The sequence below is a fragment of the Chitinophaga sp. SYP-B3965 genome, from assembly GCF_009647655.1.
Lineage (GTDB): Bacteria > Bacteroidota > Bacteroidia > Chitinophagales > Chitinophagaceae > Chitinophaga.
Window position 1 is genome coordinate 2,908,516 of the sequence record NZ_WJFD01000001.1, and the last position, 25,731, is coordinate 2,934,246.

At 45.2% G+C, this 25,731-nt stretch carries 20 protein-coding genes; 10 read left to right on the forward strand and 10 right to left on the reverse strand.

Going from position 1 to position 25,731, the window contains the following annotated elements; all coding sequences use genetic code 11:
* The first annotated feature begins 316 nt into the window (after positions 1-316).
* Positions 317-748: a response regulator gene (locus GFS24_RS11535; protein WP_153659710.1), complete on the forward strand. Its 432-nt coding sequence runs from the start codon at positions 317-319 to the stop codon at positions 746-748.
* Between the two features lie 94 nt (positions 749-842).
* Here GFS24_RS11535 and GFS24_RS11540 read toward each other — a convergent pair whose 3' ends face one another.
* From GFS24_RS11540 to GFS24_RS11560, 4 genes are all read right to left on the reverse strand, one after another.
* Positions 843-3,341, reverse strand: a complete 2,499-nt coding sequence (locus GFS24_RS11540; RefSeq protein ID WP_253906434.1) for a heavy metal translocating P-type ATPase — start codon at positions 3,339-3,341, stop codon at positions 843-845.
* Between the two features lie 2 nt (positions 3,342-3,343).
* On the reverse strand, positions 3,344-4,783 hold the full coding sequence (locus tag GFS24_RS11550) for an efflux RND transporter periplasmic adaptor subunit (protein ID WP_216647392.1): 1,440 nt from the start codon (positions 4,781-4,783) through the stop codon (positions 3,344-3,346).
* Between the two features lie 3 nt (positions 4,784-4,786).
* A complete protein-coding gene (locus GFS24_RS11555; protein WP_153659711.1) occupies positions 4,787-9,067 on the reverse strand; it encodes a CusA/CzcA family heavy metal efflux RND transporter in 4,281 nt (1,426 codons plus the stop codon).
* Between the two features lie 80 nt (positions 9,068-9,147).
* Positions 9,148-9,450: a DUF6660 family protein gene (locus GFS24_RS11560; protein ID WP_153659712.1), complete on the reverse strand. Its 303-nt coding sequence runs from the start codon at positions 9,448-9,450 to the stop codon at positions 9,148-9,150.
* Between the two features lie 135 nt (positions 9,451-9,585).
* On the opposite strand from GFS24_RS11560, the gene GFS24_RS11565 reads away from it, so the two are divergent.
* Together GFS24_RS11565 and GFS24_RS11570 are read left to right on the forward strand one after the other, a co-directional pair.
* Positions 9,586-10,449, forward strand: a complete 864-nt coding sequence (locus GFS24_RS11565; RefSeq protein ID WP_153659713.1) for a helix-turn-helix domain-containing protein — start codon at positions 9,586-9,588, stop codon at positions 10,447-10,449.
* Between the two features lie 90 nt (positions 10,450-10,539).
* Positions 10,540-11,283 (forward strand): SDR family NAD(P)-dependent oxidoreductase, encoded by a 744-nt coding sequence (locus GFS24_RS11570; RefSeq protein WP_153659714.1) that lies wholly within the window; start codon positions 10,540-10,542, stop codon positions 11,281-11,283.
* Positions 11,284-11,370: 87 nt separating this feature from the next.
* On the opposite strand, the gene GFS24_RS11575 is transcribed toward GFS24_RS11570, so the two are convergent.
* The gene (locus GFS24_RS11575) at positions 11,371-11,955 is read right to left on the reverse strand and encodes an FMN-dependent NADH-azoreductase (RefSeq protein ID WP_153659715.1); all 585 of its coding nucleotides are present in this window, start codon (positions 11,953-11,955) and stop codon (positions 11,371-11,373) included.
* A gap of 89 nt (positions 11,956-12,044) precedes the next feature.
* Between GFS24_RS11575 and GFS24_RS11580 the strand changes: the two genes are divergently transcribed.
* The 3 genes from GFS24_RS11580 to GFS24_RS11590 all read left to right on the forward strand — a co-directional run bounded on the left by GFS24_RS11580 (position 12,045) and on the right by GFS24_RS11590 (position 14,059).
* Positions 12,045-12,431, forward strand: coding sequence for a helix-turn-helix domain-containing protein (locus GFS24_RS11580; RefSeq protein ID WP_153659716.1), 387 nt, complete (start codon positions 12,045-12,047; stop codon positions 12,429-12,431).
* Positions 12,418-13,251, forward strand: a complete 834-nt coding sequence (locus GFS24_RS11585) for an AraC family transcriptional regulator (RefSeq protein WP_153659717.1) — start codon at positions 12,418-12,420, stop codon at positions 13,249-13,251. The genes GFS24_RS11580 and GFS24_RS11585 overlap by 14 nt, the downstream gene beginning before the upstream one ends.
* 166 nt (positions 13,252-13,417) lie before the next feature.
* Complete coding sequence (locus GFS24_RS11590) at positions 13,418-14,059, forward strand: HD domain-containing protein (RefSeq protein ID WP_153659718.1); 642 nt, start codon at positions 13,418-13,420, stop codon at positions 14,057-14,059.
* A gap of 27 nt (positions 14,060-14,086) precedes the next feature.
* Here GFS24_RS11590 and GFS24_RS11595 read toward each other — a convergent pair whose 3' ends face one another.
* Entirely contained in the window at positions 14,087-14,977 is an 891-nt protein-coding gene (locus tag GFS24_RS11595; RefSeq protein ID WP_173003050.1) for a class I SAM-dependent methyltransferase, read from the reverse strand.
* Positions 14,978-15,144: 167 nt separating this feature from the next.
* On the opposite strand from GFS24_RS11595, the gene GFS24_RS11600 reads away from it, so the two are divergent.
* The gene (locus tag GFS24_RS11600; RefSeq protein ID WP_153659720.1) at positions 15,145-16,641 is read left to right on the forward strand and encodes an NAD(P)/FAD-dependent oxidoreductase; all 1,497 of its coding nucleotides are present in this window, start codon (positions 15,145-15,147) and stop codon (positions 16,639-16,641) included.
* Between the two features lie 2 nt (positions 16,642-16,643).
* A complete protein-coding gene (locus GFS24_RS11605; protein ID WP_153659721.1) occupies positions 16,644-18,944 on the forward strand; it encodes an ATP-binding protein in 2,301 nt (766 codons plus the stop codon).
* On the opposite strand, the gene GFS24_RS11610 is transcribed toward GFS24_RS11605, so the two are convergent.
* Positions 18,913-19,671 (reverse strand): LytTR family DNA-binding domain-containing protein, encoded by a 759-nt coding sequence (locus GFS24_RS11610; protein ID WP_153659722.1) that lies wholly within the window; start codon positions 19,669-19,671, stop codon positions 18,913-18,915. The genes GFS24_RS11605 and GFS24_RS11610 overlap by 32 nt on opposite strands.
* A gap of 137 nt (positions 19,672-19,808) precedes the next feature.
* On the reverse strand, positions 19,809-21,026 hold the full coding sequence (locus GFS24_RS11615) for a serine hydrolase (RefSeq protein ID WP_153659723.1): 1,218 nt from the start codon (positions 21,024-21,026) through the stop codon (positions 19,809-19,811).
* Between the two features lie 234 nt (positions 21,027-21,260).
* On the opposite strand from GFS24_RS11615, the gene GFS24_RS11620 reads away from it, so the two are divergent.
* Positions 21,261-22,268, forward strand: coding sequence for a DUF6528 family protein (locus GFS24_RS11620; protein ID WP_153659724.1), 1,008 nt, complete (start codon positions 21,261-21,263; stop codon positions 22,266-22,268).
* A gap of 8 nt (positions 22,269-22,276) precedes the next feature.
* Here GFS24_RS11620 and GFS24_RS11625 read toward each other — a convergent pair whose 3' ends face one another.
* Together GFS24_RS11625 and GFS24_RS11630 are read right to left on the reverse strand one after the other, a co-directional pair.
* On the reverse strand, positions 22,277-23,395 hold the full coding sequence (locus GFS24_RS11625; RefSeq protein ID WP_153659725.1) for a hypothetical protein: 1,119 nt from the start codon (positions 23,393-23,395) through the stop codon (positions 22,277-22,279).
* 1 nt (position 23,396) lies between these two features.
* Positions 23,397-24,038, reverse strand: a complete 642-nt coding sequence (locus tag GFS24_RS11630; RefSeq protein WP_153659726.1) for an ABC transporter ATP-binding protein — start codon at positions 24,036-24,038, stop codon at positions 23,397-23,399.
* Positions 24,039-24,064: 26 nt separating this feature from the next.
* Here GFS24_RS11630 and GFS24_RS11635 point away from each other — a divergent pair, with 26 nt between their 5' ends.
* Positions 24,065-25,708 (forward strand): alpha-amylase family glycosyl hydrolase, encoded by a 1,644-nt coding sequence (locus GFS24_RS11635; RefSeq protein WP_253906435.1) that lies wholly within the window; start codon positions 24,065-24,067, stop codon positions 25,706-25,708.
* Positions 25,709-25,731 lie beyond the last annotated feature (23 nt).

Consider the following 25,731-nt stretch of genomic DNA (forward strand, 5'->3'; position numbering starts at 1 on the left):
TTGACCTCAGAGAGCACCTGCAATAATTCTCGGGAATTTAATTCATCAGGTAAGGATTCAAGGTAAATTTCATTAGGTAAACGGGACTTCTTTGTGGAGGATTGTGGAATTTTTTCCACACTCTCCCCCTTAGCTGTAGAAGTTTGAACAGTTCTTTTACGGGTGGCCATTTGGTAGATATTAGTTGATATCAACTCATATTAGTAATGAAGCGTATTTTTAAACACTTCTCCATCACCTATTTTATTAGATAACATATGATATTTTGTAAGATATTCGGTACAATAACTACATTTATGTATCGAACATAACAACAGTGAAACATATACAAGATTTAGGCCATACTAAAAGAACGATCTTTCTGGCCGAGGATGATATCGACGACCAGGAAATGCTGGAGTTTGCTGTTAAGGAAGTAGATCCTTTGGCGAAGATCGTAAGTATTACAAATGGGCGGAAGTTTATAGCACTTTTAGATGGTATCCCTGACCATGAGTTACCCGTATTGATCATTCTGGACTATAATCTTCCGGAACTGACGGGTGTGGAAATAGTTAAACTGTTGAATCAAAAGGGACGTTATCAGGCTATACCGAAAGTGATGTGGAGTACTTCCAGTTCTCCGGTACATAAATCAATTAGTATCGAACTGGGTATCCTGGATTACATTATCAAGCCCAGCGATATGGCTTCGTTTATCTCTATTGCGAAGCATATGTTGTCTTTTATTAAGGAGCCGATGGCTTAATGATATTCATTAAAAAAGGGTTGCTTTCTGTAAAGCAACCCTTTTTTATTAAAATCCTTACGACATTCAAATTTGTACAAAACATCTCTTTCTGTTAAAACTTCATCTTCTGTATTCTCACAGCATTCAGGATAGCCAGTAAGGCAACACCTACATCTGCAAATACCGCCTCCCACATCGTAGCAAGTCCTCCCGCTCCAAGTACCAGTACAATCGCTTTCACACCAAATGCGAGCCCAATATTCTGCCATACAATTTTATTCGTGGCTTTGCCGATGCTAATAGCGGTGGCTATTTTAGAAGGTTGATCTGTTTGAATGATCACATCTGCGGTTTCAATAGCAGCATCACTTCCCAGGCCTCCCATGGCAATGCCTACATCACTTAATGCCAGTACGGGGGCGTCGTTAATACCATCTCCTACGAAGGCGATGATGGCTCCTGTATCCTTTTTAGCCAGCTCTACCTTTTCCACTTTATTCTCAGGAAGCAGATCACCGTATGCCTGGTCAATTCCCAGGTACTTCGCCACCTTATCCACCACGGTTTGCTTATCACCGCTTAGCATGGTGGTTTTAATGTTCATGCTGTGCAATGCGTCTATGGCGGCTTTGCTGTCTTCTTTCATTTCATCTGCAATAGTTACATAACCGGCCAGCTTTCCGTCTACTGCAACTACAACGATGGTGTCTGTGATGCTGCGGAGTTCTTCTTTTACGGGGATGCCCATTTTCTCCAGCAGTTTTACATTACCGGCTAATACTACCTTTCCGTTTACTTTGCCTTTTAAGCCATGGCCGCTGATCTCTTCCAGGTCCCCAATTGTAGTGTTTTCTGTTTTTACATGTGCTACAATAGCTTGTGCTACAGGATGGGTTGATTTACTTTCCAGGGCAGCGGCTAGGGGTAACCATTCTTCTTCCGGTAGTTCGTAGCTTTTTACTTCCTGTACTTTGAATACACCTTTTGTGAGGGTGCCGGTTTTATCCATGATCACGCTGGTGATCTTCGTCATCAGGTCTAAGTAATTAGAGCCTTTGAACAGGATGCCCTTCCGGCTGGCAGCCCCAATCCCCCCGAAATATCCCAGCGGTATCGAGATCACCAATGCACAGGGACACGAGATCACTAAAAAGATCAATGCCCTGTATAGCCAGTCGTTAAATACATAATTGCTTACAAAAAAATAGGGGAGCAATGTTATCCCTATAGCCAGGAAAACCACAATCGGTGTATAGATGCGGGCAAAGCGACGAATGAACTGTTCCGTTTTTGCTTTGCGGGTAGTGGCTTCCTGGACCATCGTGAGGATGCGTGCCAGGGAACTGTCGTTGAACAGTTTGCTTACTTTCAGTTCTATTACTTTCTCCTGGTTGATCATTCCTGCTAACGCTATTCCTCCTTTCCTTATGGTGGAAGGTTTGCTTTCTCCTGTTAATGCAGCGGTGTTAAATGAACTGCCTTCACTGAGCATTTCGCCATCTAAGGGTACTCTTTCTCCTGCTCTTACTTGTATCGTATCTCCTACTTTTACATCCGTGGGTGCTACTTCTTTATAACTTCCATCAATCAATACCAGCGCGGTATCCGGACGAATATCCAGCAGCGCCTTGATACTTCTTTTTGCGCGGTTCACGGCTGCATCCTGGAAGAGTTCTCCTACTGTATAGAAGAGCATGACGGCTACGCCTTCAGGGTATTCTCCTATGTAGAAAGCACCTACCGTTGCGATGGTCATTAAAATGAACTCGGTGAAGATGTCTCCTTTTATTAATAGCTTAAATCCTGTGATGGCTACGGGGAGGCCGACTGGGATGTATGCGATGGCGTACCATATCAATCTTCCCCAGTTAGGAAAAGGGCTATAGTTGTCTATGATGATGCCTGTTATCAGCATGGCAAAACTGACTGCTGCGGGGAGGTAGGTTTTCCAGGTGGGGCCTTCGCCGCTTCCGTGGTCGTGATCGTGATCGCCATGATCGTGATCATCATCGTCATGATCATGACCATCATCATGTGAATGACCTGCTTCCTGATCATGGGAATGCTTATCTCCCTGATCTCTTGAATTGCCACCATGTTCTTTAGCATCATGATCATGCTGTCCATTACCATCACCATGCGAATGCTCATGTCCCACCTCCACAACTCTCTTCACCTTCAACCCCTCTTTGCTTATAGCCTTCAACACAGCTGACTTATCCATCAACCGCTGATCATACTCAATACGAATATTCCCTGTTGCAGAAACAGATACATCCACCAGCGCAGGTATTTTCTTCAACTGCCCTTCAATGACACCTGCCACCATCATCTCTCTTATCTTCTCCACTTCTACCATGAGATGGCCATACTGCTTGGTAATAGCGGCCCCGGCTTCTCTTGCATAAGCCTGTATCTGTTCCAGTGATATCTCATCAGGATCATAATGAAAGCAGAGTTTCGCTTCATCTTTTCCATTTCCGGGAATCAAATGTGCTTTAGCAATACCTTTATGATGCTGCATCATGGTAATGATACGCTGCACGCAGGCATCCCTTTCATCAGGGATTTCCGGCAGCAGCAGATCCAGATCTATTTTAATCTTTTCCATAATTAATGCTCGTGTTCGCCTGAATTAGTTTGTTTCGCTAATAAGAAAAAAGCCCCTTTCACTACGACTCTTGCATTGGCGGGGATATCTTTCAATAATGTTATTTCCGTGTAACCTACATCTGTGGTGCCCCTGGCAACAGGGATTCTCTCAAAGGTTACGGTGCCGGCTAAAGCGGCAGGTTTTTTATTTTCTTTATGGTCGTGTTGCTTCTCGGGATCGGTTTCTTTTTGATCATTTGGTTTTTCTGAACTATTCTCTTTCAGATCATTTGTTTTCTCAGAACCATTTTCCTTATGATCATGTGATTTCCCTGAAGCATCATTTGGTTTCTCAGAATCATTTCCCTTATGATCATGCGGCTTCTCTGAATCGTTCTCCTTATGATCATCTGGTTTCCCGGAATCATGATCATGCGTGCCTTCAGAATGCCCCTCCCCTTCCTCAGCCCCCTCAACAACAATAAACACATAATCCTGCCCCTGAAAAGTGATCAACGCATCCGTCGGAACGGCCGGCACTACCGCAGCTTCCAAACTGATCAAAGCTGTAATCCCCATCCCATCTATCAACCCGGACTTATTCCCCTTCACCATTGCATGCACACTCACGGCTTTACTCTCCCCCTCAAAAGATGATCCAAGAGAAAAGATCACCGCATCATACTCTCTGCCAGGGTTATTCGTCAAAGTAAAATGTATCACCTGATCCTTCTTCAGCTTAGGCAGGTCTTTCTCATAAACAAACAGATCCAGATGCAACTGGCTGTTATCAACGATCTCAGCCACCGGGGTACTCACATCCACATAACTCCCCAAATTCACAGACACCTCACTCACCACTCCACTGATAGGGCTCCGCAAGGAAATAACAGAAACCAGTCTCCCATTGGCTAGTGAAGAAGGATTGATCCCCATCAGCTCGATCTGTTGCTTTAAAGAAGCAGACCGGGCCTGTACAGTTCTAAGAGATGTTTCTGCAGCCTGGAGATTCTTGAGCGCCCCTGCATTCCCTTCATTCAATTCCTTCTGCCGGTTATACTCCTGCTCCGCATGTAAGATCTTTGCATTGATACCGATGTATTCCTCCTGCACTGAGATAAACTGCGGGTTGGAAATAGTCGCTATCACCTGCCCTTTAGTCACAGAACTCCCTGCCTGCACAAGTAACGTCTTTATCACTCCATTATAAACGGAATTGATAGTCGCTTTGTTCTGATTGGGTACTTTTAAAACACCATTCGCCTTCAGCGAAGCTGTTAACTGCTTCTTCTCAATACTCCCCAATTCAAGCCCAATGCTTTTAATTTGCTCGTTGGTAAGCGTAGCCGTATTGCCATCTTCATGTGCATGCTCTTCTTCAGCAGATTCCACAGCAGGGGCCTTCTTCTCCGCACAGGCGCTAAATAAAACAACTATAATAAGAATAATGAACTGTCGCATAATTTACTGATTGATAAAATAATTGTACGCAATAATGGATTGGTTATAAGCATTGAGGTTCTCCAGGTAATTCCGCTGAATATCAATAGCCTGAGTCAGGAACTGAGATAACTCTGCAAAACTGATCTCCCCGGCCCTGTAAGCCAGTGTAGCCGCTTTGATGATCTCATTCGCCTGTTTCAACCCCACCGTTTCATAGAACCGCAGCAGGCTGTTGTTCTTCTCTACTTCCTGTTGTGCCTGCATCCGCTGCGTATGAAAAGATTGCCTGCCATATTCATATTGCTTCTGCTGCATAGCCGCTTCCGCTTGTGCCGTTCGAACTTTATTACGGGAAGAACTAAACAACGGAAACGCAGCCGTTACAGAAAACCCGGTATAAGGATCACTCAACCCATATAAACGCTGACTGAAAAAACGCCCTGAAAACTCCGGCCTGTTCTCATTCTTCACCACTCTTACCCCTGCATTCGCAATCGCCACATTCTGCTGCTGTAAAGTTATTTCCGGATGCAGACTATCCGAAAGCGTTAACGGAACAGGCAATTTCTCCAAAGGCTGTAATACCGGCAAAGCAGGTTCATCCGCATTTAACAACTGCATGAGCAACTGCTGCTGGATCTTCAGATCACTCCCCGTTTGTTGCAGGAAAGCTTCCAGTTCCTGCATCCGCACACTCGCAGCAATGCTATCCAAACCAGGGCTATCCCCTGTTTTCACTTTCAATTTTGCAGCTGCATGTAATGATTTGTAAATGCTATCCAGCCGTTGGAATAGTAACACCTTATCCTGCAAATACCACAACTGATAATACACACTGCGCACATCTCTTTTAATATCTGCATCTATCACGGTGGTATTGGCTTCGTAATACTTCAACTGCTCCGCATACAAATTCTTCTGCGCACTGTACAACCCAGGCCACGCAACACTTTGCGAAACCCCTATCTTCAATATACCCTGTTTATCACTGGGCCTGTAATCTTCATTCTCCGCAAAGATGCCCGTCTTAGGAAACAACCCTGCCGATTTCGCCTGCAATTTCCCTTTATTGATCTGCTCTTTATTAACACCGTATTGCAGATTCCCTTTTGCTGCAGACAACGCTTCATCCACCGTTATCCTTTGCGCTTTAGCAGCAGGAACAATGAACAAAAGCGCCACCACCATAGCTCCTTTCATCTTGATCTTCGTATTAAAAATGATGTATAATAACGGAAGCACCACCAGCGTAAGAAAAGTAGCCGTCAGCAAACCGCCGATCACTACCGTTGCCAAAGGCTTTTGCACTTCAGCACCCGCACCTGTGGAAATAGCCATAGGAAAGAATCCAAAGGAAGCCACCGTCGCCGTCATCAATACCGGCCGCAGCCTGATCTTTGTACCTTCTATCACTCTTTGCACCACATCGTTCATTCCTTCCTTTTCCAATTGATTGAACGTACTGATCAAAACAATGCCATTCAATACTGCTACACCAAACAAAGCGATGAAGCCCACACCCGCAGAAATACTAAACGGCATTCCACGAAGCAACAATGCAAACACCCCACCAATAGCACTCATGGGAATAGCGGTAAAGATCAATGCCGCTTCTTTAAAAGACCGGAAAGTGAAAAAGAGCAGCATAAAAATTAACGCCAGTGATACCGGCACCGCAATGCTCAATCGCTCTGATGCTTTCTGCAGGTTTTCAAATGTGCCGCCATATGTATAATAATAACCAGTAGGCAGGATCTTTGCAGCAGCAAGCTTCTCCTGTATCTCCGTCACTACACTTTCCACATCCCTGTCTTTCACATTAAAACCTACCACCACTCTGCGCCTCCCATCTTCCCGGCTGATCTGCGCAGGGCCTTCTTTAATAGACACCGTCGCTAACTGGTTTAAGGGAATTTGCACACCATCCGGCAAGGAAATGTAAAGATTGCTCACATCATCAATAGAAGCCCTGTTGGCACTATCTAACCTCACTACCAGGTCAAACTGCCTTTCATTTTCAAACACCACACTGGCTACTTTTCCTGCAAAGGCCGTACTCACCGTTGTATTGATATCCTGTATATTTAATCCATATCCTGCAATCCGCGCACGATCGTATTGAATCGTTATCTGGGGAAGCCCTGTAGTACGTTCAATCTGTGGTTGCGTAACTCCTTTCACGGCAGAAATAACAGCCGCTATTTTTGGCGCTAAAGCTGCCAGTGTATCAATATTCTCACCGAAAACCTTAATAGCCACATCCTGCCTTACCCCCGTCATCAATTCATTAAAGCGCATTTGTATAGGCTGGGATACTTCAAAGAAAACACCCGGGATCACTTCCAGTTTTTCCATCATGCTATCAGCCAACGCTGTATAACTCTTTGCTGTGGTCCATTCTTTCAGGGGTTTCAAAGTAACGATCAGATCTGACGCTTCCGGTGGCATAGGATCTGTTGGCACTTCTGCACCACCTGTTTTGCCCACTACCTTTTCTACTTCAGGGAAAGTTTTAATGATCCTGCTGGCCTGCATTGAGGTTTCAATACTTTGAGATAAGGAAGTCCCCTGCGGCAATATGCAATGCAACGCATAATCACCTTCCTGCAACTGCGGAATAAATTCGCCTCCCATCCTGTTGAAAACGATCAGCGTAATAACAAATACCACTATCGCCGCACCAGTTATAAGATATTTTGCTTTAATAGCCCCTCTTAAAATGGGGGCATATAAACGCTGGAAGAAAGCCATCATCCTATCCGCAATCGTCTGCTTGCCGGAGAATTTCTTAGGAAGAAATAATGCAGACATCATAGGGATGTAAGTAAGTGAAAGGATCAACGCACCCAGGATAGCAAACCCTACCGTTTGCGCCATGGGACGGAACATCTTCCCTTCAATGCCCACTAATGATAATATCGGAATATAAACGATCAGGATAATGATCTCCCCAAAAGCAGCACTGTTACGTATCTTAGAAGCAGATACAAATACTTCGTGATCCATTTCCGCCTGTGTAAGTTTCTCACGGGAACGACGTAGACCCAAATGGTGCATGGTAGCTTCCACAATGATCACCGCACCATCCACGATCAAACCAAAATCAATAGCACCCAAACTCATCAGGTTAGCACTCACACCAAACAGGTTCATCAGTCCCAATGCAAATAACATAGAAAGCGGAATAGCAGATGCCACGATCAAACCGGCACGAATATTTCCCAGGAACACCACCAATACAAACACCACGATCAGCGCACCTTCTATCAGGTTTTTTTCCACCGTACCAATAGCCCTCTCCACTAAACCCGTCCTGTCCAGGAAAGCTTCAATTTCAACATCCGCCGGCAGACTGTTCCGGATCGTTTCCATTTTCTTCTTCACGCGGGCAACCACATCCGCACTGTTCGCTCCTTTCAGCATCATCACGATCGCACCTACTGCTTCTTTTTCCCCGTTATAGGTTACTGCCCCGTAACGCACAGCACTGCCCAATCTCGCATCTGCCACATCCCTGATCAGTACAGGGATCCCATTCACCGTTTTAATCACGATGTTGCGGATATCATCCAGAGAAGACACCAATCCTATGCCCCGGATAAAATAAGCGTTCGGCTTTTTATCGATATAAGCACCACCGGTGTTTTCATTATTTTTCTGCAGCGCAGTAAAGATCTCCGGGATGGTAATGTTCAAAGACCTTAATTTATGAGGGTCTACCGCCACTTCATACTGTTTCACCAATCCCCCGAAACTATTGATCTCCGCAATCCCCGGCGTTCCATATAATTGCCGCGCTACGATCCAGTCCTGCATCGTACGCAGGTCCATGGCCGTATATTTATCCTCACTCCCCTTTTTGGGCCGGATCACATATTGATACACTTCTCCCAGTCCTGTGCTGACAGGCCCCAGTTCTGGTGTGCCAATTCCCTGCGGGATATTCGTTTCCGCCTCCTTGAGTTTTTCATTGATCAGTTGCCGCGCGAAATAAATATCGATCTTATCATCAAACACAACAGTGATAACAGAAAGGCCAAAACGAGAGATAGAACGCATCTCCTCCAGGTCCGGCAGGTTAGCCAGACTTTGCTCAATAGGATAAGTAACCAGTTGTTCCACTTCCTGGGCTGCCAGCGTGGGAGCAACTGTAATGATCTGTACCTGGTTATTGGTGATATCAGGCACAGCATCTATGGGTAAACGCCCGGCACTCCATACACCCCATATAATAAGCACAAGGGTGAAGATGCCGATAACGAGTTTATTCTTTATCGAAAAATTGATAATACTATTCAGCATGTTTCAGAAAAGTTGGTTGTAATGCATAACCTTGCGCCATACGTTTTACGTATGCACACACGAATAAGAATAAGAAAGCATTACACTAATTGAGGCGGCTGCCAGATGGGGAGCGAAATTTCATGCAGGGTATGCACGTCGAAGAAGCTGTAATTGGGAGAAGATACCGGCACCGTTAAATTGGTGGCCGTATAATATATAAATGAATAACTGGCACAGCAGGTACAAATGCAAAATGGAGAACAGGCATCCGGATGCTGGTCCTGCGCAGGGTGGGTCATAGACATACTTTCCATATCGTTATGTGCCACGTCAGCATCTGCACAAGGCAGACAGCTAAGTGTCAGAACAAGGATGGTCAATATGTATGTGAGCATACGCATGAAACAAAAATATAGTATTTCGAAGGTATTTAGATGAATTTTTAATGACAACATGTTGCAAAATGTCCAAAAATGCAATAAAAACGCCCAAAAGTGCAATGCCCCAGCAGTCACTAAATCAGTAAATTGCATACTATGTCTGTACCCATATATAAGCTAGGCGAGAATTGCGTGGATGAAAAGATCCATGAACATTTCAAGGTCACCACTTTTGATGTGGAGGATTGTACCGCTACGGAATTCATGGAGAATCACCGGCATGAATACTATGAGGTGATCTGGCTGAAGAATGGCACAGGCATACATTACATCGACAATCAGCCCTACCCTTATTTTGGGAACATGCTCTTCCTCTTATCTCCCGGGCAGGTACATCTCATCTCACAAAAGGTATGGGCAGAAGGATATGTATTACGTTTCCATCCCGGTATCTTCCGCGATCCCAAAGACGCAGATGATTATCTGCTGGACAGCTGCCTGTTCGATAACATAAACGCCCAGCCTGCATTAACAGTAGATACAGCAGCACAAAACATCTTCGAAAACCTGTTCTCCATGATGCAGATGGAACTAAACACCGGCGAACAAGGCCAGGAAGAAGTCCTTTCCTCCTATCTCAAAATACTGCTCACACATATCCAACGCATCAAGCAACAGCAGCTTTGTACAGAAACCCGCGCTTTAAATAACGGATATGAAGCTTTCAGGAAATATAAAATAGCGATAGAAAAGAATTTCCGCACCCTGCATACGGTACAGGATTATGCAGATCAGCTCCATACACAACCCAGAACACTCAATACTTTATCCCGGAAATTTGCCGGCCGCTCCGCCGGGGAATTAATTACAGACAGGTTGCTCCTGGAAGCCAAACGTTATCTCCACCACCAGGCCCTCAGCATGAAAGAGATCGGTTTTGCACTCGGCTTCGAAGATCCCGCTTACTTTAACCGCTTCTTTAAAAAACATGAAGGCGTAGCACCGGGACAATACAAATAGCTGTCCAAAAGTACCATTCAAATACTGCTTTGTCCATTTACCGGTTGCATGTATCATATGAACTTTGTGTGTACAAAAGAGATACATACAATGAAACAAACAGCGATCGTAACCGGTGCGTCTACCGGTCTTGGTAAAGCCATGGCACAATTATTCCTGGAGAAAGGATATAATGTAGTGATCAATTCAGTGAATGAAAAAAACCTGCAACAAGCCGTACAGGAACTGGGAAATCCCGTAAATTTGAAAGCCATTGCAGGTGATATTGGTCAAAAGGAAACAGGTGAAAAGTTAGTACAGGCAGCCATCCAACATTTCGGCAAACTGGACGTACTCATCAACAACGCAGGCCAGTTTGCACCCAAACCTTTCCTCGATGTGGAAGAACAGGACCTGGACCGATACCTCACCACCAATTACAAAGGCACCTTCTACACCACGCAGGCTGCCATCCGCGAAATGTTAAAAAATGGTGGTGGTTCCATCATCAATATTGGCTCAGTTTTGGTAGATCATGCCATCGGAGGATTCCCTGCCACTGCCCCTATTTCCAGTAAAGCAGCTATCCATGCGCTCACGCGACAACTGGCCGCTGAATTCGGAAAACAGAACATCCGGGTGAATACCATCGCCGCGGGTATCATCAGAACCCCTTTACAGGCTAAAACCGGCGTTTCGGATGCTGATAGCCTCGCAGGCCTCCATCTGCTCCATCGCATCGGAGAACCGTCTGATATTGCGGAACTGGCTTATATGCTGGCTACCAGCAACTTCATTACCGGCGAAACCATCAATATCGATGGCGGGCACGTAGCCGGACATCACTTTGCTTAGAGGCTCAAAGAAAGCTTGACATAGGCTCGACATAGGGAGATCCTATAAGGATCCTATAGCCGCCTTCCTGCTAAGGAAGGCGGTTTTTTATGCCAGCACCACACTATCCAGCCCTTTTTCCACTGCCGTTTCCATAATACCCGGAATACCCCCGCCTTCAATCCTGAACGATGTGATATCCGTTAACCCTATAAAACCAAGGATATACCGCAGGTAAGGTTCTGAAAAATCATAATCCTTCATTGGCCCATCTGAATAAACACCATGTGCGGCCAGCGCCAGGTACACTTTCTTATCCTTCAATAATCCTTCCAATCCGTTCGCATAACTGAAAGTAACACCCGGACGAACAACATGATCTATCCATGCCTTCAAAGCAGAGGGCATATTGAAATTGTACATCGGCACACCGATCACAATAATATCCGCATCAAACAATTCCTTCACCGCAGCATCTGAATCTTTCAACAGATGAGCTGATTCCTCCATCGTCTTGTAAGCACTGATCAATTGCGCATCCAAATGCGGATAATCTTTCGCAGTTGTATCATTCACAACAACCGTACTGCCAGGATGCAGATTCTGTATCTTTTCTATGATCCTGTTGGCCAGCATAATACTGCTGGACGCTTCGCCTCTCGGGCTTGAACTAATATGCAATATCCTTTTCATAATGCAAAACTATATACATTTGCATATGGATGACTCACCAGTAATCCATAGGATACTACTAACCTAAAGGTTAGTTAAAACAGCATATTATGAAGGATAGAGTATTGCATGCGCCAGATTGTTTAGAGAGACTTCCTGCCATAGATGATGCACTTTACGTAATAGGAGGAAAATGGAAACTACGCATCATCATTGCACTCTCAGACGGTAATAAAAGATTTAATGAACTGCAACGTTTGCTGAAAGGAATATCTGCAAGAGTACTTTCCAATGAACTGAAAGACCTTGAACAAAATGGTTTCCTCAAAAGGATCGTTTATGCAGAAGCATCTCCGCCATTAGTAGAGTATGAAAGAACAGAATATGCAGATACACTGAAGCAGGTGGTGATGTCTCTCCACGAATGGGGCGCTATGCATAAAAAGAATATCATGCAACGCAGTAAAGAAGAAATGGTAACGAATGATAAAGGCTGATACTGTTTTAGAAGATTCTTTTTCCATCACTTACCGGGATCATCATATCTTCCCACATGAACCCGTTTGCAGGATTGACTATCATCGTATCTTCCTCATACTGGAAGGGGCAGGAAGTATACAGATAGATGATAACACCTATCCCATCTCCGGCAACGAGATCTTCCTGCTGGCACGTGGTCAGTTGTTCGCATTTAAAAAGGGCACTACCATTTCCGGTTATGAACTAAGCTTTGGCGATTGCTTCTGGGAGAAAGCGCCTGCAAGTGCTAATAATTGCAAGGCAGTGTTGTTTAACAATGCTGCAGCCAATCAGCATCTGCCATTAGATAAAGAAGAAATAGCTTTTCTCTTCCAGGTGTTATTAAAAGAATTCCTGAAAGAAACTTACGTTAATAAAACAGATGCGCTCGCTGCTTATCTGAAGATCATCATGATCAAGATCGCCAATATCAATGCTTCCTTAATAAAAGGATATGATAATCACGAGAAACAAGTGTACCGAGAATTCCTTGGATTGGTGAGTCAGCAATATCAATCCACACATGAGGTAGCTGCCTTTGCCACACAATTGAATATATCTGCCCGCAAACTCACTGAACTGTGTAAACGTTGTGCGGGTGTAGGCGCCAAAGATATCATCAACGGGCAATTGATCGGAGAAGCAAAACGTGCGTTACAATTTTCCTCTAAACCGGTGAAAGAAATAGCCTACAGCCTCAACTTCCTCACACCGGAACAGTTCAGTCATTTCTTCAAGAAGTATACGCGTCTTTCTCCCAAAGAGTACAGGGAGAGATTTGTAAAGATAGGGATGTAATTATACTCAAATCTCCTGGAGCGCTTCGTACAAAAAGAAATACTCTCTCAGACTGCTTCATACAAAAAAAACCTCCCCAGACCTCTTTGCATAAATTGGCATGCAATTCACCGTTTTTAACATTCCCTAACGAGTGCCCACCATTTAATTTTGTAGAAAAAAAAGTATGTCTGCAAGATCAATAGCCGGTATCATCATTCCGGACAGCACCATCGCCACTAACGCCACCGCATTGTTGAGAGAACACGGTACAGAATTCCTCTACAACCATTCCCTCCGCGTATTCCTCTTTGCCTCTCTGAACGGACAAAGGAACAAAGCCAAATACGATCCGGAGTTATTGTATGTAAGCGCCATTTTCCATGACCTCGGACTCACACCTCACTACAGCAGCCCGGATAAACGCTTTGAAGTAGATGGAGCCAATGCCGCCAGGGATTTCCTGAAAAGTTATGGACTACCCGATGGATCATTACAACTGGTATGGGATGCCATCGCACTGCACACCACCATCGGTATCGCGGAATATAAAGAACCGGAAGTAGCACTGATGATTTCAGGGGTAGGATTAGATGTATTAGGAGAAGGATATGAACATCTCTCCGCAGAAAACAGGGAAGAGATCACCAGCGTTTTCCCCAGGACTGATTTTAAAAAGAAGATCATCCCTACTTTCTTCGACGGGTTTAAACATAAAACAGATACAACCGCGGGTAATATTAAGGCAGATGTATGTGCTTTTATGATCCCTGGTTTTCAACGCTGGAATTTCTGTGATGAGATCATGCAATCACCATGGGGAGAATAATCATTCCTTTTGAAAGAGTAAGGGGGATTAAACCCCTACTCTTACATGCAGGAACAGATTCACCCCCTCATCTTCCCTGCCTACCCTAACAGCCCCACGGGAAGCCCCAGCCTCCAACGCCATGTTGATCAGCTCTTCTGCAGAACGATGATGCAAATACCAATCCCCCATCAGTTCCATATAATTACGGGAAGGATTATGATCACCAAAATTACCGATGATCACCTCTCCACCTGGTTTCGTCCAGCTCATGAACTTCTGTAATAACTTAATGAAGATCCTATCTTCAAAATAATCGAATAACCCTGCACTCCACACCATATCAAATTGCGAATCCGTATTAAAACGGAAAATATTACGATGTACAAACTCCACTTGCGCTGCATGTGCTTCATTCAGCTCCTTTGCATAATTGATAGCATGTTCATCTGCTTCCACACAAACAGTTTGCAGTCTGGATGGTTCTATTAAACCATAGATCTCTGCCAGGTCCCTTGCCGGACCGCTGGCTACATTTAACAACTGCATAGAACCATGTTGCTGCAAAGCGTGCTGAATAGTATGAATGAAATAATCTTTCCGGTTCCGTACAGCTTTGCAGGCTGGTTGTTCCTGCCAGAAGTTATCCCACTTTTCAAAACGTAAATCTTCCGTTACCTGTTCCCTGTATATTTTATCAATGATCAGGAAGTCACCCGCATAACCAAAAGGTTTGGATTTTACGTGGCCAAGGATCGTGTCTGTTTCATCGAGCCCTGATTGCAGAGCATCTAATTCCTCCGCAGTGATATCACCGGCTTTAAATGCGTCGGAGATCACATCGAACACAAGGTTCAGTTCAGCATATTGTTGTGCTTCGGGGCCGCCATTGGCGATTATTTCCTGGAGGAAAGCGATGGGTGAGTTACTTATTTTCATGGGGTGTTTGTTTTTATGCTGTAAAGATGCATGTAAAGCAACATTCTTCATATGTGGAATTAACGGAAAGTGGAATTGGGTTAATCAAAACACCCCATACATTAATTGCCCCCCTTTCCACCCATCCCTGCACACTACATTCGTATCATCATTAAACCCCCAATGAAATGAAACATATTGGAATTATCGGCGCAGGCCTCAGCGGCCTGGCTACCGCAAAAGCTTTCCTTCAACAAGGATATCATGTAACTATTATAGAGAAAGCCAAAGCTATTGGCGGCGTTTGGGAAAAAAGCCGTTCTTATCTGAATGTGACCACACAAACCACCAGGGATGAATACGCCTTTTCTGATTTCCCCATGCCCTCCCATTATCCGCTCTGGCCTTCAGGAGAACAGGTACAACGTTACCTGGAAGATTATGCCACCCACTTTAATATCATTTCTCAAATTCGTTTCCAGACAACTGTTACACAACTGCACTATGAGGAGGACGAATGGCAGATGGAGGTGCAGGACGTTTCCGGTAAAACCGAAACACTGCATTTCCATTTCGTGGCCATCTGTACCGGCACCTTCCACAAACCCCACCTGCCTGCATTTAAAGGCCTGGAAACCTTCACCGGCAAAGTATTACACTCCTGCCAGGTGAATGATCCGGTTTTATTGGAAAACAAGTCCGTAGCCGTAATAGGTTTCGCCAAATCTGCCACAGACATTGCCACCCTGGCTGCAGACCGCGCCAGCGAATGCCACCTGCTTTACCGCAAAGCACAATGGAAAGTGCCCCGTTATTTCGGGAATGTACTCAACATGCGTTACCTCTTATTCTCCCGTTTCTCAGAAGCCTTCTTCGACTGTCCCCGCAAAACCCTCTTCCAGAAGATCCTCCATTCCATAGGCAAACCCATGGTCTGGGCACAATGGCGGGGATTGGAACTGCTGTTAAAGAGCCAGTTTAAACTGAAAGCCTGCGGCATGGTACCCCAACATAAAATAGAAGACCAGATCAGCTGTAGCCTGGGCGTGGCACCGGAAGGTTTCTATGAAAAGATACAAAAAGGCAAGATCAAAGCACAGCAAACAGAGATCAGTCATTTTGAAGGAAATAAACTCTTCCTGCAAAATGGCCAGGTGCTCACACCAGACCTCGTAGTATGCGGCACCGGCTTTACACAATCCATGCCCTTCCTGGAAAAACAGTATGCAGATCAGATCATAGACAGCAATGGTACTTACCGCCTGTTCAGGAATATCCTGCATCCCAAAGTACCACAGCTGGGTTTCGTAGGATACAATTCCAGCCTGTTCACCACCCTCACTTCAGAAATGGCCGCAAACTGGTTGGTGCGTTATGTACAGGGCAAGCTTGAACTCCCCACTGCTGAAAGCATTGAGCAGGATATGGAATACATGGCCAACTGGCGTCAGCGCAGCCGCCCCATCTCTGCTGAATTCAGCGGAACTTGTGTTGCCCCTTTCAATTTCATGCACCTGGACCAGCTCATGCGGGATATGGGCTTACGTACTACCGCTACACGATGGGCGCCCTACGAATTTTTTAAACCTATTAACCCGAAAGATTATCGTATTTTGTTGCAAACAAATTTTAAACGGGAATCCCCCCAACCCGCTGTTTACAGAACAGCCGAAATCGTCCAATAACGATGAAAACGTCCCCACAGATCGCAGCACTACAGGAAAAGGTCCGTGCATTGGAAACCGAGAATGCGTCCTTACGCAATCGCTATTCCCTGCATGCAGATCAGCCTTCCGTAAAAGTTCCACCTGAATTCCTTCCCTTATTCCAGAAAGCGGAAGAAAATGTAAGGCAGTATTTTTCTCACATCTCTTTGAATCCTTCGCAGGGCACTATTGAGATCAGCAATGAAAGATATGTATTGATAAGGGCCTCTGCCTTGTCCAAAGACTTCTTAGGCAGCATCCTCAGTTTGTATGCAGACAGAGGAGAAACCGAAGCCTTTGGCATTGGCCGGAACTTCCTCTTTGATATCGCTCACGCATTAGGCATCAATGATGCCAAAGCTTTTCATGCACAAATGAATGTAACGGACCCGCTGTCTAAATTGTCCGCGGGCCCCATTCATTTTGCCTATACGGGCTGGGCTTTTGTGGACATCCTTCCCGAAAGCCATCCCACCCCTGATGATGATTATTATCTTATCTATCATCATCCTTTTTCTTTTGAAGCAGATGCCTGGATCAGGTCCGGTGAACAATCCAAACAACCGGTGTGCATTATGAATTCCGGTTATTCTTCCGGCTGGTGTGAGCAAAGTTTCGGCATACCGCTTACCGCTGTGGAAGTTACCTGCAGGGCCAAAGGAGATGAACAATGTACTTTTATTATGTCGCCTCCGCACATGATTGAAAAGCACATTAAGACTTTTGCAAAAACACACCACTTTGCAAAAACCCCTCCGGTAGTACCTACCTTCTTTGAACGAAAAACCGTAGAGGAACAAATGGAAAAAGCCCGGCAACTGGCAGAAGAATCATCTAAAGCAAAATCAGATTTTGTGGCGAACATGAGCCACGAATTAAGAACTCCGCTGAGTGCCATACTGGGGTTCACAGAACTGCTGAAGAAAACAAAACTGAGCAGCCGGCAGACAGAATACCTGGATGCCATCTGCACATCCGGCAGCAACCTGTTGTCCACCATCAATGACATCATGGACCTCAGTAAGCTGGATGCTAAAAAGATCAGCTTTGAATCTGTTCCTGTTCATCTCCCTGAGTTGTTGCAATCCATCGAAATGATGCTGGCCTCCAAAGTGCGGCACAAAAAACTGCAATACAAAAGCAAAATAGATAAAACACTGCACACTCCTTTGCTGAGCGACAGTGTAAGGCTCACGCAGATCCTGCTCAACATCATCGGCAACGCTATCAAATTCACGGAGAAAGGAAGCATCACAGTAGAGGTCACTCTGAAAGAAGAAACCCCGCAAGCCATGCAGGTAGCGTTTAGCATTAAGGACACCGGCATTGGTATCCCCGCAGCCAAACAACAAAATGTTTTTGAAAGGTTCACTCAAGCGGATACAGCTATCACCCGAAAATACGGCGGCTCCGGACTAGGACTTGCCATTACACGGGAGCTGGTGGAATTACTGGGAGGCACTATCACCCTCAGCAGCAAACTCAATAAAGGCACGGAGTTCAAAGTACAACTGCCTTTCCTGAAAGCTGGCAAACAAACAAAAACCGTATCATCAAAAGCCCAGACCATCAATGGCAAAGGTTTACATGTACTCGTAGTAGAAGATAACCTGCTCAATCAGAAACTCACCCGCATCATGCTTACCAATAACGGATTTACTGTAAGCGGAGCAGACAGCGGAACAAAAGCAGTAACCTTCCTGCAAAAGAACACGGTAGACCTCATCCTGATGGATCTGCAAATACCCGGCATGGATGGTTATCTCACCACACAAAAGATCAGGGACAGCTTAAAGCTCAGCACACCTGTGATTGCCATCACGGCACATGCCTTCAGCGGAGAAAGAGAAAAATGCCTGGCAGCCGGCATGAATGATTACCTGCCCAAACCCTTCAGAGAAAGTGAATTACTCAAGGCCATCGCCACTAATCTTCCCGCAAAGATCACAGACCTCAGTTTCCTGAAAGAGCAAACACGTAATAACGTTACTTTCATCAAAGAGATGATCAATACCTTCATTCAGCAAACGCCTAAAGACCTGGCTGCTTTACAAAAAGCGATGAAAGAGAATAATGGAGAGATGGTATACAAGATCGCGCATACGCTAAGTACCTCAGTGGGGTATTTCGGCCTGAAGCCGCATATCGGAAAAGACTTAGTATTAATGCAACAGAAGCGGTTTGCAGAAGTTAAGCGCTTCGAAAAAGTAAAAAAGATCTGCGAACAGGCTATTAAAGAATTACAGCAGCTTACACCATCCGCTTTGTCATCAGCGTCATAAACTCATCTTTCTTTTTAGGAGATATGGCTACCATGGCATCATCACTCATTACGGCATAACCGCCATCTGTCTTTACCCACCTTTTTACATCCTTCAAGTTGATCATGTAGGAGTTATGGATCCTGAAAAATCCATGCTCCTGCAAGCTCAGCTCATATTCCTTCAGGTTCCTGCTCACCATGATCTGGCGGCCATCCCTGATATAAAAGATCGTATATGGTCCTTTCGCTTCCAGCCTGATAATAGTAGACAAAGGAATAAAATCCACCCCTTCTGAAGTAGAGAGGCTGATACAAAAATCATCACTGGCAGGTTTTTGCAGGTTCTTCAACAGAACATCCAGCCGGTGATCTTCCTTTTTACCTTCCAGTTGCTTCTCCACTTTGGCCACCGCCAGTTCCAGTTCTTCCAGGTTGATAGGTTTCAACAGATAATCCACTGCGCTGAATTTAATAGCCTGGATGGCATAATGATCAAAAGCCGTAGTAAAGATCACCTGGAAATTATGATGATCAGCTTTCTGTAATACATCGAACCCCGTGCCCGTTTGCATTTCAATATCCAGGAATACCAGCTGTGGGGAATGTGTATTGATAAACTTCACGGCATCTTCCACATTGGAAGCAGTGCCAGCCAGTTCCAGCTGCGGACAGTACTCGCGTACAAGGTTAGACAAGAAATCCCTGCTCAGCAACTCATCTTCCACAATTAAAGCTGAAATTTTCATACGTTATGGATTATAAGGAGTAAGATCGGCAAAAAACAGGAAAATGGGGCCCTGAATTAACAGAACCACCATTTCACTTAATAAAAAATCCCGGAGGCTTAATGCCCCCGGGACTCATTCATTCAATAGGTGATTATTTATTTAGTAACCCAGGCTGCATCATATGCATTTGCCAGGATGCTTGGATCATTGCCGATCTCACTGAGGTTTGAATTCGCAAATACAGCTACCTGTGTTCTGCCGAAATCAAAGATCATGGTTTCGTGATTATTGGCACCGCCATTCTTCCAGGTATATCTGCCATGCGCACCCTTTACTGCACCATCAAAACCAAGTAACTCGGTCCGCATGCGCAGATAACCTTCCTTGCTTACAATTGCACCATCAGTAGCCGCTAACTGGATGCGGGCAAATTCCAAAGGGCTGATATACAAGCCACCTGCACCGCCGTTCGCACGTTCATCTCCTTTTTGGTTTCCTTTCTCGGTGCCGTTAACAGACGGGTATCCTAAAGTCCCCTGTGCTGCGGTCATAGGTCCATCAGTACCCCAAACGCGGTAGTCCATGATATCCCAGTGGATGACGCCTCCGGGTTTGAAAACGTTCTGCCTTACAATTTGAATAAAGGAAGAACCTAATATGCTGTATAGCTCTGAGGGGTAAGCTTCCATCAATTTCAACGCATTATCATCTGCTGTGGAAGGTGATTTTTTCACCATCATGTAAGGAAGCAGGATTGCCACCAGGCCATAATTGATATTGTCGTAGTCCCTGATATTTGCATTAAACTCGTTCAACTGCACACTGTCTTCCACTGTTTTCTTGTAATCAGAGAATTTCCCGCCATAATTTTTCAAACCGGTACGGTGAGCCAGGAGGCGTGCAAAAGTTAATTCTTTAAATTCTTTACAGGGCTTCCAGTTGGAAGGAAGATACTTGTAGATCTTTTCGTCCAGATCCAGCTCATACTTCTCCAGCATAGCTAAGGTAGCAAGCGCAGTAACAAATTTTGTGGAACTGGCAATACCCTGGCGTGTATTAATACTATGTGCATTAGCAGGCGCATCTACTTTTTTACGCGCCCAGCCGCCGCCGCCATTGCCATAATAATACAGCTTCCTGTCGTGGTAGATGGCATAACCATAACCTGCCACTTTACCATTCATATAGCTTTCAATGTTCAGGGCAAACTTGATCCCATCTAATTCAGGAACACCTTTATTGCCAGTGCCAGCCAGCGCTCCATCCAGGTTTACTTTTTCATCCAGTATGTTTTCTTTTTTACAACTGGTAGAGAATAATGCCGCACCAGCTACTATGGCAAGTGCAACGGCTTTAAGGTTTTTTGTTTTCATAAAAGTTTTACTATTGGGGGTTTAAAATTGTTTTTTGGTTTGATGGTTCAAATGTAGGGCAGGGTTGCTTTAACAGAAGGGCACGTTTAACGGAAAGCCACTTTCAATTCACGAAATGCCAAAAACACTATAAAAATTAATTTTTAGTTACTATATTACTGATAGGAACCCGTCATTGTTGAAGAAGATTAAATTCCACATTTATTCACGTTTACATCCAAAAAACCTTCACCAATGAGATCACTATTTTTAGTTGCATCCTTAATGCTTGCCCTGAGCTGCAAACGCGAGAAAACTGAAGCGCCCGAAAATATCCAGACAGGAACAGAAAGATCAGATGTGGCTGCCGCAGCTGCCACACCCAAAGAGATCATCATCTGCGATCAAAAGAATGCCCGTATCATTATGGTGGATATTGCCAACGGCAATGCCATCACCTGGGAATGGAAAGCCAACGCGGCTTATGCCATGATCAGTTCAGGCGCCCAGGGCTGGTTCTCCAACCTCAGCGAAGCCAAACTGGTGTACAATGGCAAATACATCCTGGCCACCGCTTCCGGCGGAGGTGTGGCCCTGATCAGTGTTGCCTCTAAAAAGGCCATCTGGTTCGACTATGCAGGAGGGAATACCCACTCTGCAGAGTTGCTGCCCAATGGTAATGTAGTCACCGCATCCTCCACAGGCGGTTACCTCATGATCTTTACAGTAGACTCGTACATCAATGATGCATCCGCACAAACAGGCCAGATCGCTTTCCCCGATGTGCACAACGTAGTATGGGACCATGCACGCCAGCGATTATATGCTGCCGGCCTCAACAAGCTGAGGGTATATTCCTATAATAACAGTTGCGCAGCTCCGAAGCTAACCCTCATCACTACTTACACCATGCCCCAGGGCAATGCTCATGACCTGTTCCCTGTACATGGCAGTACAACAGATCTCTGGCTCACCAATTCAGGGCACATTTACAAGTTCAATGTAACCACCGGCGCATTCACCTTGCAAAAGACCATCAGTTCTGTTAAAACAGTTTCTTCCGGGCCCAGCGGTTATCAAACCATCATAGCCCAGGCAAATAATACAGGAGGAGAAACATGGAGAACGAACAGGATATTGGATATCAACAGTGCAGTAGTATATAGCAACACTGCATTGGGGTTATACAAAGCACGCTGGAAACTGGTGAATACATTCAGCTATCCCGCAGGAGACAGCTTCCACGAATGTACCCACCCATAACATAACCACTATGATTCCATTTTAGGTAATGGTTCATAGGTACGATATTTCGCAAGAAAGATAATGGCCGATGCTGTCTGTAACAACAGGACAGCCGGCCATTCGTACTTTCCGAGTATCATGAACAGTACCACGAATGAAATGATCAATACATAACGCAGATGTATTTCCGCATCCACTTTAGAGAAGTATAATAAACAACGGAACAGCACCAGCAAAGATACCGCCACCGCAAAACAGGTCAGTAATCCGGGCAGGGATGTTTTAGCGTTTATGGTGATCATGACCATCTCCGGTACAAACAGCAAAAAATAGATCCCCATCACCCGCAGGTAATGTTTCCACAAAGGAACCGGCAGTTGCTGTACAAAGTTCAGGTAGCTGTCATCAAAAGAACGGTGATGCAGCATTAGTTGCATATGCAGTAATACACTGAGTATAATACCCAGTTGTAAACCGCGGAGATCAAACTCCATCTGCCCCAGCAGGAAAAAAGTAAGCCAGAGCACACCCGCAGAAAACAGTTTCACACTGAAGATCCGCCGGGGATAATTCGTAAACAGTTCATACAGGAAGAACAATAACGGCGGTTTTGTAAAATGCCGGTTCAGCCAGCGTTGCAGATGTCCTGTAAAGAAAAGCACATCCGGATGGTTCAGTTTCCTTTCATATACCAGCAAAGGCCATATACACATCGCCACATTGAACACCACAATAATAACAGCCGGCAGGTAGAACCCATGTGTAACGGCCACGCCTAAAGCAATGCCTGCATACACCAGCACCGGCATATAAATGGCCATATGCAGTAACAACCAGATACGCCCGCGTGTTGCTTTCGGAATGCTGCCCATGGTAGGATACAGAAAATCATATCCCGGCGTTTGAAATGTTTTGAGGATAAAACCAACACACTTCAAAGCATACAAACCCCATAACAATAACACGATGAGCAGGAAAGTATAACTGCCCAGGAAACCCAGCATCAGGGAAGTATGATAGCTGATGAGGTTCCCCCCATCCACCACACCAAAGAGCAGGTAGAAGAGCACCAGGAAAAATCCCGTGTTCTGAATATAAAAACGTTGGGTAAATATCTTCTGAAGGATCTGAATAGTTGTACGCATACTAGTTGAGCGTAATGTTTTTATGTGCCACTTTAAGCGTACCTGTTAACGTCAATTCTGCCGGATCAATTGGCTGATGGGAAGTAATGCAGAACGTAACGCCCTTTGCACTGTAACTCCGGATCAGGTCATACAGTACCCGCAGGGCCTGTACATCGATCGTGATCAATGGTTCATCCAGTAAGATCAATACAGGATTACCCGTAAAAGCCAGCAGCAGGGATAACTTCTTCAGCATACCGCTGGAATAACTGCTTACCGGGTTATTCACAAACACATCAATGCCCAGCTTTTCACTGATGGCTCGGATCTGCTCCCTGTCCCCACCTTTAGTATTCAGGTACAACTCCAGCAGATCACGCCCTGTGAGAAAAGATGGATACAAAGGTTCTGCCTCCGCATAATTGATGAGCCGGCGGAACTGAACAGGATGCTGGCGACTGCTCACATTTCCGTTCAGAACGATCTCTCCCTTAAAAGGGATCAGGCCCGCCATTACTTTCATGCAGGTAGTTTTCCCTGCGCCATTCTCTCCCTGCAACCAGTAAATACCGGGGATCAGTGCCAGGGAGGCAATATCCAGCACCGGGGTATCCTGGTAACTCTTTTTAACCGCATGAAGGGCAATAACTGTTTCAGACATGGCATAAAAATAGTAAAAAACAAGCGATGTCCTTTTATTGGCAGAAATATTGCAGCCTAAGCAATATGACGATCAGCAATAACAAATGGTGGCAAACAGGGATCATTTACCAGGTATATCCCCGGTCTTTCCAGGACAGTAACGGAGATGGGATCGGTGATCTGAAAGGAGTGCTTCAACGACTGGATCACCTGCAATGGCTGGGCATAGAAGCAATATGGCTCTCCCCCATCTATCCTTCCCCGATGGCAGACTTTGGTTATGATATAAGTGATTATACCGGCATCCATCCCCTCTTCGGCTCCATGGAAGATTTTGATGCACTACTGCAAGCCGCCCATGAAAGAGGCATAAAAATACTGCTGGACTTCGTTCCTAACCATACATCCGATCAACACCCCTGGTTCCTCGAATCACGTTCCTCCCGCACTAATCCAAAGCGCGACTGGTATATATGGAAGGATGCCTGCCAGGATGGTTCCCTGCCAAACAACTGGCTCTGTGTATTTGGAGGGAACGCATGGGAGTGGGATGAAAATACACAGCAATACTACTATCATGCTTTCCTCAAAGAGCAACCGGACCTGAACTGGCGGAATCCCGAAGTGGAAACAGCCATGCTCAATGTAATGCGGTACTGGCTGAAGAAAGGTGTGGATGGATTCAGGGTAGATGTATTATGGTATGTGATAAAAGACAGTCAATTCCGGGATAACCTGCCCAATCCTGATTACGGAGATCACATGCCGGATTTCGAACAACTCTTGCAGACGTATTCTACAGAGCAGCCTGAAGTACATGATATAGCCCGTAAAATGAGGAATGTATTGGAAGAATATGATGACGAAAGAGTATTGATCGCAGAAGTATATCTGCCTTTACAGCAATTGATGGCCTATTATGGCACAGATCAGAAAGAAGCGCATCTGCCCTTCAACTTCCAGCTACTTTCCCTGCCATGGAATGCAAAACAGATCGCCACCGCTATTGAAACATATGAAGCCGCATTACCGGCCACAGGATGGCCCAACTGGGTATTGAGCAATCACGACAGGCCCCGCATTGCCACCCGTGCAGGTTATCAGCAAGCGAAGATCGCGGCGATGCTCCTGCTCACTTTACGCGGCACACCTACCATTTATTATGGTGATGAAATAGGTATGCAGGATGTACTCATCCCATTGGATGAAATACAGGACCCGCAAGGACTAAATATGCCCGGTAAGGATTTGAGCAGAGACCCGTCCCGCACACCCATGCAATGGGATGATACACAACATGCAGGTTTCACAACAGGCAAACCATGGCTCAGGCTCAGCGAAAACTATGCACACATCAATGTGGCTGCTGAAAAAGAAGACCCTCATTCCATCCTGTCCTTATACAGACGGCTGATCCATTTACGCAAAAATGAACCTGCATTGGCAGCTGGTGAGTATACAACCGTACATGCAGATGATCAGATGCTTGCTTTTACAAGAAGCCTGGAAGGCGCTCCTTTATTCCTTATTGTATTGAACTTAACAGCACAGCCCTGCCAGTTCAAACTATTTAATTTCTCTTTGAAAGGAATCGTGGAAATAGCTACTGCTCCGGAAATAGAAGGCAGTATGGTCAGTGATGAAATTCATTTGAATGGAAACGAAGGATTACTGATAAGACTTGCATAATCTTGCTTAAATTTAAAGCTGAA